This is a genomic window from Modestobacter sp. SYSU DS0511, assembly GCF_054050755.1.
On the sequence record NZ_JBJGZY010000034.1, the window covers coordinates 30,180 to 44,341 of the forward strand.

The 14,162-nt window shown below is 73.9% G+C and carries 11 protein-coding genes; 5 read left to right on the plus strand and 6 right to left on the minus strand.

The annotated features are described in order from the left end of the window. Positions 1–122: 122 nt before the first annotated feature. Both cysD and ACI783_RS15690 read left to right on the plus strand, forming a co-directional pair. On the plus strand, positions 123–1,043 hold the full coding sequence (gene cysD / locus ACI783_RS15685; RefSeq protein WP_457141301.1) for a sulfate adenylyltransferase subunit CysD: 921 nt from the start codon (positions 123–125) through the stop codon (positions 1,041–1,043). After that, on the plus strand, positions 1,043–2,329 hold the full coding sequence (locus ACI783_RS15690; protein WP_457141302.1) for a sulfate adenylyltransferase subunit 1: 1,287 nt from the start codon (positions 1,043–1,045) through the stop codon (positions 2,327–2,329). The genes cysD and ACI783_RS15690 overlap by 1 nt, the downstream gene beginning before the upstream one ends. 77 nt (positions 2,330–2,406) lie before the next feature. Here ACI783_RS15690 and ACI783_RS15695 read toward each other — a convergent pair whose 3' ends face one another. The 5 genes from ACI783_RS15695 to ACI783_RS15715 all read right to left on the minus strand — a co-directional run bounded on the left by ACI783_RS15695 (position 2,407) and on the right by ACI783_RS15715 (position 6,832). Beyond that, on the minus strand, positions 2,407–3,219 hold the full coding sequence (locus tag ACI783_RS15695) for an FAD binding domain-containing protein (protein WP_457141303.1): 813 nt from the start codon (positions 3,217–3,219) through the stop codon (positions 2,407–2,409). Further along, positions 3,216–3,719: a (2Fe-2S)-binding protein gene (locus tag ACI783_RS15700; protein WP_457141304.1), complete on the minus strand. Its 504-nt coding sequence runs from the start codon at positions 3,717–3,719 to the stop codon at positions 3,216–3,218. Before ACI783_RS15700 ends, ACI783_RS15695 begins: the two co-directional genes overlap by 4 nt. Next, a complete protein-coding gene (locus ACI783_RS15705; RefSeq protein WP_457141305.1) occupies positions 3,716–6,013 on the minus strand; it encodes a xanthine dehydrogenase family protein molybdopterin-binding subunit in 2,298 nt (765 codons plus the stop codon). Before ACI783_RS15705 ends, ACI783_RS15700 begins: the two co-directional genes overlap by 4 nt. A gap of 183 nt (positions 6,014–6,196) precedes the next feature. After that, on the minus strand, positions 6,197–6,352 hold the full coding sequence (locus ACI783_RS15710; protein ID WP_457141306.1) for a hypothetical protein: 156 nt from the start codon (positions 6,350–6,352) through the stop codon (positions 6,197–6,199). 75 nt (positions 6,353–6,427) lie between these two features. Then, positions 6,428–6,832, minus strand: a complete 405-nt coding sequence (locus ACI783_RS15715) for an ATP-binding protein (RefSeq protein ID WP_457141307.1) — start codon at positions 6,830–6,832, stop codon at positions 6,428–6,430. Between the two features lie 161 nt (positions 6,833–6,993). Between ACI783_RS15715 and ACI783_RS15720 the strand changes: the two genes are divergently transcribed. Further along, complete coding sequence (locus ACI783_RS15720; RefSeq protein ID WP_457141308.1) at positions 6,994–7,356, plus strand: hypothetical protein; 363 nt, start codon at positions 6,994–6,996, stop codon at positions 7,354–7,356. Positions 7,357–7,365: 9 nt separating this feature from the next. On the opposite strand, the gene hrpA is transcribed toward ACI783_RS15720, so the two are convergent. After that, positions 7,366–11,385 carry an ATP-dependent RNA helicase HrpA gene (hrpA, locus tag ACI783_RS15725; RefSeq protein ID WP_457141309.1) on the minus strand — a complete coding sequence of 1,340 codons (4,020 nt, stop codon included), beginning with the start codon at positions 11,383–11,385 and terminating at the stop codon, positions 7,366–7,368. Between the two features lie 182 nt (positions 11,386–11,567). Here hrpA and ACI783_RS15730 point away from each other — a divergent pair, with 182 nt between their 5' ends. After that, the gene (locus tag ACI783_RS15730) at positions 11,568–12,098 is read left to right on the plus strand and encodes a MarR family winged helix-turn-helix transcriptional regulator (protein ID WP_457141310.1); all 531 of its coding nucleotides are present in this window, start codon (positions 11,568–11,570) and stop codon (positions 12,096–12,098) included. Then, a complete protein-coding gene (locus ACI783_RS15735) occupies positions 12,095–14,023 on the plus strand; it encodes an MDR family MFS transporter (RefSeq protein WP_457141311.1) in 1,929 nt (642 codons plus the stop codon). The genes ACI783_RS15730 and ACI783_RS15735 overlap by 4 nt, the downstream gene beginning before the upstream one ends. Positions 14,024–14,162 lie beyond the last annotated feature (139 nt).

Below are 14,162 nucleotides of genomic sequence, written 5' to 3' on the forward strand. Positions count from 1 at the left end.
GCCGGGGCCATGCCGGACACTGGTGCCGGGAATCCCCACCACTCCGATGTGGTTGGCCCATTGACGCGCCGTCCCCCGACGGTGCGCCTGCCCCTGCCCGCCGTTCTCGGGAGCCCGACAGCGTGACGCCGCTCGCCTCACTGCCCGACCACCGGCTCACCCAGTTGCAGACGCTGGAGGCCGAGTCGATCCACGTCCTCCGCGAGGTAGCCGCGGAGTCCGAGCGACCCGTGCTGCTCTTCTCCGGCGGCAAGGACTCCATCGTCATGCTGGAGCTCGCCCGCAAGGCGTTCGCCCCGGCGCGCATCCCCTTCCCGGTGATGCACGTCGACACCGGGCTGAACTTCCCCGAGGTGCTCGAGTTCCGCGACAAGCGGGTCGCCGAGCTCGGCGTGGAGCTCGTCGTCGCATCGGTGCCCGACGCGATCGCCGCCGGCACGGTGCGCGAGGAGCCCAACGGCTCCCGCAACCGGATCCAGACCCCGGTGCTGCTGGACGCGGTGGAGCAGCACGGGTTCACCGCACTGTTCGGGGGTGCCCGCCGCGACGAGGACAAGGCCCGGGCGAAGGAGCGGATGTTCTCCTTCCGCGACGAGTTCGGCCAGTGGGACCCGAAGAACCAGCGGCCGGAGCTGTGGGACCTCTACAACGGCCGGATCCACCTGGGCGAGTCGATCCGGGTGTTCCCGCTGTCCAACTGGACCGAGCTGGACATCTGGGGCTACATCGCCCAGGAGGAGATCGCCATCCCGCCGCTGTACCTGGCGCAGGAGCGCGACGTCGTCGACCGGCAGGGGATGCTCTACGCGGTCAACGAGTTCATCACCCCCCGCGAGGGCGAGCAGGTGCTGCGGGAGAGCGTCCGCTACCGCACCGTCGGCGACGCCAATCTGACCGCCGCGGTTCGCTCGACGGCCACCACGGTCGCGGAGGTCATCGCCGAGATCGCGGTGACCCGGCTGACCGAGCGCGGCGCCACCCGCGGCGACGACAAGGTCAGCGACGCCGCCATGGAGGACCGGAAGAAGGAGGGCTACTTCTGATGAGCGCTCTCTCCCAGGCGGCCGCGGAGATCGCCACCGCCCGCAAGGACATCCTGCGGATCGCCACCGCCGGCTCGGTCGACGACGGCAAGAGCACCCTCATCGGGCGCCTGCTGTTCGACAGCAAGGCGGTCTTCGAGGACCAGTACGCGGCGATCGAGCGGGCCAGCCGCGGCGACTACGTCGACCTGGCGCTGCTCACCGACGGCCTGCGCGCCGAGCGCGAGCAGGGCATCACGATCGACGTCGCCTACCGGTACTTCACCACCCCCCGGCGCACCTTCATCCTCGCCGACACCCCCGGGCACGTGCAGTACACCCGGAACATGGTCACCGGCGCCTCGACCGCCGACCTGGCGATCGTGCTGGTCGACGCCCGCAAGGGCATGGTCGAGCAGAGCCGCCGGCACGCCTTCCTCGCCTCCCTGCTGCGGGTGCCGCACCTGGTGGTCGCGGTGAACAAGATGGACCTCGTCGACTGGTCCGAGTCCGTCTACGAGGGCATCCGCGAGGAGTTCACCGCCTTCGCCACCAAGCTCGAGGTCCCCGACGTCACCGTTGTCCCGATCTCGGCGCTGCAGGGCGACAACGTGGTCACCCGCTCGGCGAACATGTCCTGGTACGAGGGCACCTCGCTGCTGCACCACCTCGAGCACGTGCACGTGGCCAGCGACCGCAACCTGGTCGACACCCGGTTCCCGGTGCAGTACGTCATCCGGCCGCAGTCCGACGCCTTCCACGACTACCGCGGCTACGCCGGCCGGGTCGCCGGCGGGGTGCTGCGCCCCGGCGACGAGGTGCAGGTGCTGCCCAGCGGACTGACGACGACGATCGCCGGCATCGACGGCCCCGACGGCCCGGTCGACGCCGCGTTCCCGCCCATGTCGGTCACCGTCCGGCTCACCGACGACCTCGACGTCTCCCGCGGCGACCTGATCTGCCGCCCGCAGAATGCCCCGCAGGCCACCCAGGACCTCGACGCGATGGTCTGCTGGATGTCCGACCAGCCGCTGCAGGCCCGGCAGCGGCTCGCGGTCAAGCACACCACCCGCTCGGTGCGCGCCGTGGTCAAGGACGTGCAGTACCGGCTGGACGTGAACACCCTGCACCGCGACCTGGAGTCCAGCAGCCTCGGGCTCAACGACATCGGCCGGGTCACGCTGCGCGCCACCCAGCCGCTGTTCGTCGACGACTACCACCGCAACCGGGCGACCGGGCGGTTCATCCTCATCGACGAGGCCACCAACGCCACGGTCGGCGCCGGGATGCTCACCCCCGCCCGCTGACCGCCGAAATGGCCATTTCTGCCGTTCCCGCCGGACCGTGACGTCCGACCTGAGGGCAGAAGTGGCCATTTCGGCCCTCAGGCAGCGGCCTGCTCCAGGGCGCGGCGGGTGAGCAGCCGGGCCAGGTGCCGGCGGTAGTCGGCGTCGGCGTGCATGTCCGAGGACGGCGAGAGCCCCTGGTCGGCCAGCTCGGCTGCCTCGGCGATCGATGCCCCGGCGGCCAGCGCCTCCTCGGTGGCGGTGGCCCGGACGACGGCGCCGGCCATGTTCGCCAGCGCGACCCGGCCCTGCACCGCGGCCGCCGCGACGATCGGCCAGTCGTTCTCCCGGCGGGTGAACTTCTGGTAGCCCCAGCCGGCGGCGCCGGTGCGCGGCACCCGCAGCTCCACCACCAGCTCGTCGGGCTCCAGCGCCGTCTCGAAGAAGCCCAGCCAGAACTCGGTCACCGGCACGGTGCGCCGCCCGCCCGGCCCCTGCAGGACGACGTCGCCGCCGAGGGCGAGCAGGGCGGTGGGCAGGTCGGAGGCGGGGTCGCTGTGCGCGACGGTGCCGCCGAGGGTGCCGCGGTGGCGCACCTGCGGGTCGCCGACCCGGCCGGCGACGTGCGGCAGCAGCGGCACCTCGGTGCCGGCGACGGCGGAGCGCTGCAGCTCGTGGTGCCGGGTGCCCGCGCCGATCGCGACCTCCGCGCCGTCGACCCGCACGTAGGAGAGGTCGGGGATGCCGCTGATGTCGACCAGCACGGCGGGCACGGCCAGCCGCAGCTTCATCAGCGGCAGCAGCGAGTGGCCGCCGGCGAGCACCTTGGCGTCGTCGCCGTGCTCGGTCAGCGCGGCGAGCGCCTCCTCGACCGACCCGGCGCGGACCAGCTCGAACGGCGCGGGGATCACTCCGCCACCCCGGCCGCGCCGGGCACCTGACCGGCGGCGGGACCGGCCTGCGCCGCGGCCTGCACCGCACGGACGATGTTGTGGTAGCCGGTGCACCGGCAGAGGTTGCCCTCCAGCCCCTCCCGGACCTCCCGGTCGCTGGGATCGGGGTTGTCGGCGAGCACCCCGATCGCGGCCATCACCATGCCGGGGGTGCAGAACCCGCACTGCAGGCCGTGCTCGGCGCGGAACGCGGCCTGCACCGGGTGCAGCTCGCCGTCCGGCCCGGCCAGCCCCTCCAAGGTGGTCACCTGCGCCCCGTCGGTCTGCGCGGTGAGCACGGTGCAGCTCTTCACGGTCAGCCCGTCGACGACGACGGTGCACGCCCCGCAGGACGTCGAGTCGCAGCCGATGTTGGTGGCGGTGAGCCCGCAGGCGTCGCGCAGCCAGTGTGCCAGGAGCATCCGCGGCTCGACGTCGTCGGTGCGCTCCTGGCCGTTGACGGTGATCGTGACCTTCACCGGTCCCCCTCCTGCTGCGCCTGCTGGGCTGCCTGCTGGATGGCCCGCCACACCCGCATCGGGGTGGTGGGCATGTCGATGTGCCGGACACCGAGGTGCGCGACCGCGTCGATGACGGCGTTCTGGGTCGCCGGGGTGGCGCCGATGGTCCCGGCCTCGCCGATGCCCTTGGCACCCAGCGGGTTCATCGGGGTGGGCGTGGCCATCTCCACCAGTTCGAAGCTGGGCAGCTCGGTGGCCGAGACGAACGGGTAGTCGGCCAGCGTGGAGGTCTGCGGGTTGCCGTCCGCGTCGTACAGCACCTCCTCCAGCAGCGCCTGGGCCACCCCCTGGGCGAGCCCGCCGTGCCGCTGCCCGTCGGCCAGCAGCGGGTTGAGGATCGTGCCGGCGTCGTCGACCGCCACGACCCGCACCACCTCGGCCTTGCCCGACTCGACGTCGACCTCGACGACGACGACGTGCGCGCCGAACGGGAAGGTGGGCGCCGCGGCGCTGAAGGTGGTGCGCACCAGCAGCTGCTCGTCGGCGGCGAGCTCGGCGAAGCTCACCCCCGTGCCGGGGGACCCCGCCACCGCCAGCCCGGCCAGGCCGAGGTCGACGACGAGGTCGGTGGGGTCGACCTCCAGCCGCTCCGCGGCGCGGGCGCGGGCCAGCTCGACCAGCTCCCCGGCGGCCTGGTGCACCGCGGCGCCGCCCTGCTGGAGGCTGCGCGAGCCCATGGTGCCCCCGCCCGTCGGCACCAGGTCGGTGTCGCCGTGCAGCACGGTGATCTTCTCGATCGGGATGCCGAGCTGGTCGCTGGCGATCATCGCCCAGGCGGTGGCGTGGCCCTGCCCGTGCGGGGAGGTGCCGGTGAGCACGGTGGCGGTGCCGTCGGGGTGCACCTCGATGCTCGCGTCCTCGTGCGGCGCTCCGGCCTCCCCGCCGGCGCCGGTGATCTCCACGTAGACCGACAGCCCGATGCCGAGCTGCCGCACGTCCCCGGCGGCGCGGCGGCGCGCCTGCTCGGCGCGCAGCTCCGCGTAGCCGGCCGCGTCCAGCGCCTTCTCCAGGGCCGCGGCGTAGTCGCCGGTGTCGTAGGTGGCGCCGGTCGGGGTGGTGTGCGGGGTGTCGAAGGGCGGGACGAGGTTGATCCGCCGCACCTCCGCCGGGTCCAGGCCGATCTCCGCGGCGAAGAGGTCGATCGCCCGTTCGACCGCGGCGGTGGCCTCCGGCCGCCCGGCGCCGCGGTAGGCACCGATCGAGGTGGTGGTCGTGGCCAGCGCCCGGGCCTGCGCGTGCACCCGCGGGAAGGCGTAGACGCCCGGGGTCATCATCATCGTCAGCGTGGGCAGCACGACGCCGATCCGCGGGTAGGCGCCGGCGTCCTGGTCGACGGCGAGGCTGTAGGCCTCGATCGTGCCGTCCCGGCGGCCGCCGATGGTGACCACCTGGTCCTGGCCGCGGCCGTGCAGCATCCCGACCAGGTTCTCCGAGCGGTTCTCCGCCCACCGCACCGGGCGGCCGGTGAGCTTCGCCAGCTGCGCGACCAGCGCGAACTCCGGGTCGGCGCCGATCTTGGCGCCGAAGCCCCCGCCGACGGCGGGGGTGATCAGGTGCACCAGCGCCGGGTCCAGGCCGAGCCAGCCGGCGATCTCGCGCTGGGCGAGCTGGGCGCCCTGGTTGGAGCACCAGATGGTGACCCGGCCGTCGTCGCCCCAGACCGCGGCCGCCGCTCGGGTCTCCAGCGGCACCGGGGCGACCCGCTGGTTGACGATCCGCCGGGTCACCACGACCTCGCAGCCGGCGAAGAGGTCCTCGGGCGCGGGCTCGCCGAAGGCGGCCAGCACGTTGCTGCCGGCCTCCGGGAACAGCAGGACGTCGCCGCGCGCGGCCGCCTCGGTGCCGACGACGGCCGGCAGCGGGTCGACGTCGACGGCCACCAGCTCGGCGGCGTCCTCCCCCTGGTAGCGCTCCTCGGTGAGCACCACGGCGATCGGGTCGCCGACGAACCGGACGACGTCGCGGGCCAGCCAGTCGCGGGTGACCGAGGGGTGGACGAACGGGAAGCCCGCCGGGATCGGCGCGAGGTCGGCCAGGTCGGCTGCGGTGACGACCGCGACGACACCCGGTGCGTCCAGGGCGGCGGAGGTGTCGACCGAGAGCAGCCGGCCGTGCGCGACCTGGGACCGGACGAACGTGGCGTGCAGGGCGCCGGTGAGCCGCTCGTCGGCGAGGTCGTCGGTGTACACCGCCCCGCGGGTCAGGAAGAGCGGGTCCTCCGTGCGGACGACCCGGGTGCCGAGGATGCTCATGCGCCTGCCTTCGTCGACGGCGACGTGGACCGGCACACGGTGCCACAGCATGTGAGAACGGACACAGCAGCCTCCCGCCTGGCGGGAGGCTGGCGCCCGGAGCGCCGGCGACGGGGCCGGCCGGCGGGCCTCAGACGCGAGTGCGACCGGCTGCGGGGCCCGGGAGCCCCGCAGCCGGCACAATCACTGCTGGGGCGCCTGCGAGGGGTCGCCGTCCCAGTCCCGGCCCGCGCGGTCGGCGTTCTCCGAAGCGCTGTCGGTGGAGCCCTCGACGGCCTCCACCATCTGTTCGTCGGTCAGCTCCTCGCCGGCCGGGTGCACGTTGCTGGGCTCGGTCATCTCGACTCCCGTCGTCCACTGGGCTGCTGTTCCAGCGGCCCTCCCCGCTGCCCCCGGGGTGCAAACGCGGGGCGGTCAGCCGGCGGGCGGCTCACCCACGGCGACCGGCGCGAGCTCGAACCAGACCCGCTTGCCGCCGCGGTGGTCCTCGGCCCCCCAGCGGTCGGCGATCGCATCCACCAGCCGCATGCCCCGGCCCCGCTCGGCCTGGTGGTCCAGTGCCCGGACGATCGGGCGGACGGCCGAGCCGTCCACGACAGCGATGCGCAACCAGGCGCCGGCCAGCGTCAGCTCCAGGGTGAAGGAGTCGGCACCTGCGTGGTCGACGACGTTGGCCACCACTTCGGTCGCCAGCAGCTCGGCGTCCTCCCGGTCCTGCGGGACGTCCCAGGCGCGCAGCACGTCCCGGACCAGCCGTCGGGCCAGCGGGACGCTGCTCGGGATCGGAGGCAGGTCGACGCTTGCGGTGAAGGTGGACATCGCGGCCTCGTTCCGGTCCGGACCAGCGCAGCGCGACTGGATTGCGGACGACGATCTCACCGGCGGCGCTCGAACGCAACCCCCGTTGCATGCAATGGGTGTGTCGTTGGATAGTGTGCAACTGAACCGGTCCCCCACCGCCTTCCCGACGAGGAGCCGCCATGACCGGCGCCGGAACACCCGACGACCCGGCCGCCCGGGCGCTGGCCCAGCTGGTCACCGAGCTGGACGCCTGCGTGGCCCAGCTGGAGCACGCCCGCGACCGGGCGGAGAAGCTGCTCGAGGCCCGTCGCAACGGCCGACCCTGGCTCGAGGTCGTGACCGGGGAGCGCCGTCCTCTCGTGGTCGAGAGCATCAGCGCGGTACTCGGCACGCTGTCCGCCGCCGGGCACGCCTGGCGGCGGGAGCAGGCAACGGCGCTCCACGCCGAGGGCGTGAGCATCAACCGCATCGCCGGGCTGTTCGGCGTCACCCGGCAGCGGATCTCCGCCCTGCTCAAGGAGGCCGGCCAGGACCGGACCTGACCGCCCGGCTCAGGGCAGCAGCTGGTCGATCGCCTTGTAGACCCGCTGCTCCGAGACCGGCCGCGGGGTGCCCACCGCCTGGGCGAACAGCCCCACCCGCAACTCCTCGAGCATCCACCGCACGCGCGCGACCGGGTCGTCCGGCGCGCCGCTGGCCGGCACCTGCCGGCGCAGCTGCTCGTACTCGGCGGTGACCGCGGCGACGGTCTCCATCAGCAGGGCGTCCCGAGCCGCGTTGGCCGGCAGCCGCTCCAGCCGGTAGGCCATCGCGGTCAGGTAGCGCACCAGGTCCGGCAGCCGCCGTCGACCGGCCGCCGCCACGAAGCCCTTGTGCAGCAGTCCGCCCATCTGCCGGCGCAGGTCCGCGATGGCCGCCTCGGGCACCCGCCGGCCCGGTGCCGCACCGATGGCGACGGCCACCTCGCGCGCCTGGGTGAGCACCGCCTCGACCCGCCGGACGGCGTCGCTGGTCAGCGGCAGCAGCTGGGCGCGAGCCGCCTCGACCAGCGCGGCCCAGGCAGCCTCGTCCCGCGGCGGACCGCCGGCCGCGGCGACCAGCTCGTCGGCGGCGGCGTCGGCGCAGTCGGCGACCAGGTCCGGGATCTCCCCGTCCGGGTTGAACTGCAGCGCCAGCCGGCTGCGCGGGCCGATCCCCTTGACCACCTGCTTCACCGGCGGACCGACGGTCAGGAGCAGCAGCCGCCGGGCCCCGCGCCAGCTCAGCCGGGTCGCCTCCGCCTCGGTGGCGACCACCCGGACCCCCACCGTCTCCCCCTCGTCGACCAGCGCCGGGTACGCGGTGACCACGTGCCCACCCCGCTGCACCTCCACCGAGCGCGGCAGGGTGTCGAACGTCCAGCTCGTCTGCCCGGTGCGCTCGTAGGTCGACGCCGCCCGGGCCAGGCTCGCCCGGGCCTGCGGGGCGACCTGCGCCCGCAGCGCGGCCAGGTCCTTGCCGGTGGCGAGCGGCCGGTGCTGGTCGTCGAGCACCCGGAAGGTCGCCCGCAGGTGCGCCGGCACCTCCGCGGGGTTCCAGGCGTCGGGTGGGACGACCACCGAGGTCGCCCGGCGCAGCTCCCGCTCCAGCGCCGGCAGCAGGGGCTCCGTCGGGTCGATGAGCGGCAGCACCTGACGCGCCCGGTCGGGGATCGGCACCAGACCCCGGCGCAGCTGCTTGGGCAGCGAACGCAGCAGCTCGGTGACCAGCTCCTCCCGCAGCCCTGGGACCGTGAACGCCAGCGACTCGCCTGCCGTGCGGTCCGCCACGGCGTCCAGCACGCCCAGCGGCACGTCGACGGTGACGCCGTCCTCGGGCGCGCCCGGGTCGAACGCGTAGGACAGCGGCAGGACGAGCCCCTGCGTCAGCTGCACCTGGTCCGGGTAGTCCTCGACCTGCACCTGCCCGGCGACCGCGGCGTTGGTCAGCATCTCCGGGGTGAAGGTGAGCAGGTCCGGGGTCTCCCGGCGGGCCTGCTTCCACCACCGGTCGAAGTGCCGGGTGGAGACGACATCGGCGGGGATCCGCTCGTCGTACAGCTCGAAGACCGTCTCGTCGTCGACCCGGATGTCCCGGCGGCGCGCCCGCTCCTCCAGCTCGGCGACCCGCTCGATCGCCGCCTGGTTCTCCGCCCAGAACCGGTGGTGCGTCGTCCACTCCCCCTGCACCAGGGCGTGCCGGATGAACAGCTCCCGGGAGACGACCGGGTCGATCGAGCCGTACTGCACGCGCCGGCCCACGACCAGGGGCAGCCCGTAGAGGGTGACCCGCTCGGTGGCCACGACCGAACCGCGCTTGGCGTCCCAGCGGGGCTCGCTGTAGGTCCGCTTGACCAGGTGCTCGGCGAGCCGCTCGACGACCTCCGGGTCGATCCGGGCCACGGTGCGGGCGAACAGTCGGCTGGTCTCCACCAGCTCCGCGGCCACCACCCAGCGCGGCGGCTTCTTCGCCAGCGGCGTGCCCGGGGCGATCACGAACCGGGTGTTGCGGGTGCCCAGGTACTCCCGGCCCGGGCGCCCGGGCTTGCCGTCGCGGTTCTTGGCGGGCTCGGCCTGCACGCCCACCTGGGAGAGCAGCCCGGCCAGCAGGGAGGCGGTCACCCCGCGCTCGTCGGGCTCGGGCGCGAGGGCACCGGTGGTCATGCCCAGCCGGCGGGCGGTGCTGCGCAGCTGACCGTGCAGGTCCTGCCACTCGCGGATCCGCAGGTAGTGGAGGAACTCGCGCTTCACGGTGCGCCGGAACTGGTTGCCGGAGAGCTCGTCCTGCTTCTCCCCCAGGTAGCGCCAGAGGTTGAGCAACGCGAGGAAGTCGGAGTTCTCGTCGGCGAACCGGCGGTGCAGCTCGTCGGCGGCCTGCTGGTGCTCGGCCGGGCGCTCCCGCACGTCCTGCACGGTGAGCCCGGCGGCGATGACCAGCACCTCCTCCAGCACCCCGCGCCGGTCGGCCTCCACGACCATCCGGGCGATCCGCGGGTCCAGCGGCAGCGCGGCCAGCGCCCGGCCGGTCTCGGTCAGCCGACCCTCGCCGTCGAGGGCGGCGAGCTCCTCCAGCAGCGCCAGGCCGTCGGCGACCGCGCGGCGGTCCGGGGGGTCGATGAACGGGAAGTCGGCGACGTCGCCCAGGTCCAGCGAGGCCATCTGCAGCAGCACCGAGGCGAGGTTGGTGCGCAGGATCTCCGGGTCGGTGTACTCCGGGCGGGCGTCGTAGTCGTCCTCGCTGTACAGCCGGATCGCGATGCCCTCGCTGGTCCGCCCGCACCGGCCCGACCGCTGCCGGGCCGAGGCCTGGCTGATCGGCTCGATCGGCAGCCGCTGGACCTTGGTGCGATGGCTGTACCGGGAGATCCGAGCGGTCCCGGGGTCGACGACGTACCTGATGCCCGGCACGGTCAGCGACGTCTCGGCGACGTTGGTGGCCAGCACGATCCGCCGACCGGTGTGCGCCTGGAAGACCTTGTGCTGGTCGGCGGCGGACAGCCGGGAGTAGAGCGGGAGCACCTCGATCGGTGCGCCGGACCGTTCCGTCACCCCACCCAGCGCCTCGGCGGTGTCCCGGATCTCCCGCTCACCGGCGAGGAAGACCAGCACGTCGCCCGGCCCCTCGGCGATCAGCTCGGCGCAGGCGTCGACGATCGCGGAGACCTGGTCCCGGTCGGGGTCGGCGTCCGCGGCGTCGGGGTCGACCACCGGCCGGTAGCGGACCTCCACCGGGTAGGTGCGCCCGCTGACCTCGACGACCGGCACCTCCGCGCCGTCGTCCCCCGCTCCTTCCTGCTCGCCAAAATGGCCATTTTGGCGGTCGGGGGCGACCGAGCGGCCGGTGAAGTGCTTCGCGATCCGGTCGACGTCGATGGTCGCCGAGGTGATGACCAGCTTCAGGTCCGGCCGGCGGGGCAGCAGCCGGGCCAGGTAGCCCAGCAGGAAGTCGATGTTGAGGCTCCGCTCGTGCGCCTCGTCGATGATGATCGTGTCGTACTGGCGGAGCATCCGGTCGCGCTGCACCTCGGCCAGCAGCACGCCGTCGGTCATCAGCTTGACCAGCGTCCGGTCGCCGACCTCGTCGGTGAACCGCACCTTCCAGCCGACGACGTCGCCCAGCGGGGTGCCGATCTCCTCGGCGATCCGCTCGGCCACCGTGCGGGCCGCGATGCGCCGCGGCTGGGTGTGCCCGATCCGGCCACGGACCCCGCGGCCGAGCTCGAGCAGGATCTTCGGCAGCTGCGTCGTCTTGCCCGATCCGGTCTCGCCGGCGACGACGACGACCTGGTGGTCGCGGACGGCCGCGGCGATGTCGTCGCGTCGCTGGCTGACCGGCAGCTCGTCGGGGTAGGCGACCACCGGGACGGCGGCCCGCCGGGCGGCGACGCGGGCCTCTGCGGCAGCGACCTCCTCGGCGATCCGCTCGCGCTGGCGGGCGCGGGCGGCCGGGTCCTTGGTACGCCGGGTGCCGTCGAGGCGCCGGCGGAGCCGGTGCTCGTCGGCGAGGGTCAACGCGGACAGCCGCGAGCGCAGCTCGTCGTGCGGGGTGCTCACGGTCGTTCGGGGTTCCTCTCCGGTGCGGACGGCCTCCAGCGTCCCATCCCCGCCCCGGGCGTCGCCCGCATCACACTGCATGCCCGACACAACTTGTTGCATGCGTGGTGCAACGGTTTGTAGAGTGCAACCGTTCCCGGCGCAGTGCGGCGCCGTCCGCACCATCGACGACCGGAGACGCCGTGACCGACCTCGCGTCCGCACCGGGCAGCGCTGCGGCCGACGACTCGCCGACGTCGCTCTCCGACGAGCTGGCCCGGCTGATGCGCGTCATGCACGCGCTCAAGGCCACCGGCACGGCCGGTGCAGCACCCGACGCCCGCGAGCGCGCCGCCCACGTGCTGCTGTTCCCCCTCACCCGGCTCGGCCCACTGCGTCAGGGCGCCCTCGCCGAGCTGGTGCACGCCGACCCGTCCACCGTGAGCCGGCACGTCTCCCTGCTCGTCGACCGCGGGCTGGTGCGGCGGGTCGCCGACGAGCAGGACGGCCGGGTCAGCCAGCTGGTCGTCACCCCGGCCGGCGAGGCGGTCCTCGACCAGCTCCGCCAGGAGCGCGAGGCGCTGCTCGCCGCGGTCACCGCCGACTGGGCACCGGGTGAGCTGGCCGGCTTCACCGCCCAGCTGCGCCGGTTCGTGCAGGACCTCACCGACCACCTCCCCACCCTGGGCTCCGCCGTCGGCGGCCCCGTGGACTCCCCCGAGAAGGACCGATGACCCAGACCAGCGACCGCGCGCCCGTGGCGAACCGTCGCGGTGCCCGCGCCGCCGCAGCGGCCCCCGACGCCGCCGGGGTGTTCACCCACCGCCAGATCATGACGATCCTGGGCGGCCTGCTGCTCGGCATGTTCCTCGCCGCGCTGGACCAGACGGTGGTCTCCACGGCGATCCGCACGATCGCCGACGACCTGAACGGCTACGACCTGCAGGCGTGGGCGACCACCGCCTTCCTGATCACCTCCACGATCGCCACCCCGCTGTACGGCAAGCTGAGCGACATGTACGGCCGCCGGCCGTTCTACCTGTTCGCCATCGCCGTCTTCGTCGTCGGGTCGGCGCTGTGCGGGCTCGCCGACACGATGTACCAGCTGGCCGTGTACCGGGCTGTCCAGGGAATCGGTGCCGGTGGGCTGATGTCGCTCGCGCTGGCGATCATCGCCGACATCGTGCCACCGCGGGAGCGCTCGAAGTACCAGGGCTGGTTCATGGCCGTCTTCGGCACCTCCAGCGTGCTGGGCCCGGTCATCGGCGGCTTCCTCGCCGGCCAGTCCTCGATCCTGGGCATCACCGGCTGGCGCTGGATCTTCTACGTGAACGTGCCCCTGGGCATCCTGGCCCTCGTCGTCGTGTTCCGGGTGCTGCACCTGCCGCACACCCGCCGCGAGCACCGGGTCGACTGGCCGGGCGCCCTCGCGCTGGTGCTCTTCCTGGTGCCGCTGCTGATCGTCGCCGAGCAGGGCCGCACCTGGGGCTGGGGCAGCACCGGAGCGTTGACCTGCTACGCCCTGGCCGTCGTCGGGTTCGTGCTGTTCGTGCTCGCCGAGCGGGCCTACCGGGACGACGCCCTGCTGCCGCTGCGGATGTTCGCCAACCGCACCTTCGCCGTGAGCAGCCTCAGCAGCATCGTGCTGGGCGCCGGCATGTTCGGCGGCATCCTGCTGCTGCCCCAGTACCTGCAGATCGTGCACGGATCCAGTCCGACAGAGGCAGGACTGGAGATGATCCCGCTGGTGCTGGGCATCATGCTCGGCTCGGTCATCGCCGGCCAGACCATCGCCCGCACCGAGAAGTACAAGCCGTTCCCGCTCATCGGTGTGGTGTTCATCGTCGCCGCCCTGGTGTCGCTGTCGTTCATCGTCGGCGCGGACACCTCGGTGCTGGTGATGTTCCCGTTCATGACGCTGATGGGGCTGGGCCTGGGCTTCAACTTCCAGCCGGTCATCCTCGCGGTGCAGAACGCGGTCAGCCCGCGGGAGATCGGGGTCGCCACCTCGTCGGTGACGTTCTTCCGGCAGATGGGCGGCACCCTGGGGACGGCGGTCTTCCTCTCGGTGCTGTTCACCCGACTGCCCACCGACATCGGCAGCGCGGTCTCCGACGCCGCGGCCGCCGACCCCGAGCTGGCACCGCAGCTGCAGGCGGCCGCCGGCAACGCCAGCGACCTGTCAGACACCTCGTTCATCCAGGAGCTGCCCAGCGCCGTGGCGCTGCCGTTCAAGACCGGCTTCTCCGACTCGATCGACCTGGTGTTCCTGATCGCGGCGGGCGTGGTGGCCCTGGGCTTCTTCGTGCTGGTCTTCCTGCCCCAGCTGCCGCTGCGCACCCAGTCGGGCATCCAGGCGCAGCAGGCCGGTGCCGGCGAGACCACCGACCCCGCCGCGCACGACCCGGCGCTGGCGAGCGCCCACGCCGCCGGGGCCGCGGCGCCGACGTCGGTGGAGCCGCCGGTGGAGGACGCCGACCGCACCGACCGACGGCTGGCCGACGGCGACTCGACGCAGGGTGGCCGGCCCGAGGCCGCCGAGGCGGACGAGGACCGGCCCGAGGGTGGCCGGCACGAGGCCGCGCCGGACCAGCCGACCGGGCTGGCCAGCCTGCCCGCCGACCACCTGCCCGACGGGGTGGGGCGACCGCGCGACTGACGTCCCACCGACGGCGCCCAGCCGGTGTGGGGGGGGGGGGGGGGGGGGGGGGGGGGGGGGGGGGGGGGGGGGGGGGGGGGGGGGGGGGGGGGGGGGGGGGGGGGGGGGGGGGGGGGGGGGCGGGGGGGGGCGGGGGGGG

Bases quoted from the DNA above. Each gene is read 5' to 3' on its own strand.
- ACI783_RS15690 (WP_457141302.1), top strand. From the start codon at position 1,043: ATGAGCGCTCTCTCCCAGGCGGCCGCGGAGATCGCCACCGCCCGCAAG.
- ACI783_RS15705 (WP_457141305.1), bottom strand. From the start codon at position 6,013: ATGAGCATCCTCGGCACCCGGGTCGTCCGCACGGAGGACCCGCTCTTC.
- ACI783_RS15710 (WP_457141306.1), bottom strand. From the start codon at position 6,352: ATGACCGAGCCCAGCAACGTGCACCCGGCCGGCGAGGAGCTGACCGAC.
- ACI783_RS15715 (WP_457141307.1), bottom strand. From the start codon at position 6,832: ATGTCCACCTTCACCGCAAGCGTCGACCTGCCTCCGATCCCGAGCAGC.
- ACI783_RS15720 (WP_457141308.1), top strand. From the start codon at position 6,994: ATGACCGGCGCCGGAACACCCGACGACCCGGCCGCCCGGGCGCTGGCC.
- ACI783_RS15735 (WP_457141311.1), top strand. From the start codon at position 12,095: ATGACCCAGACCAGCGACCGCGCGCCCGTGGCGAACCGTCGCGGTGCC.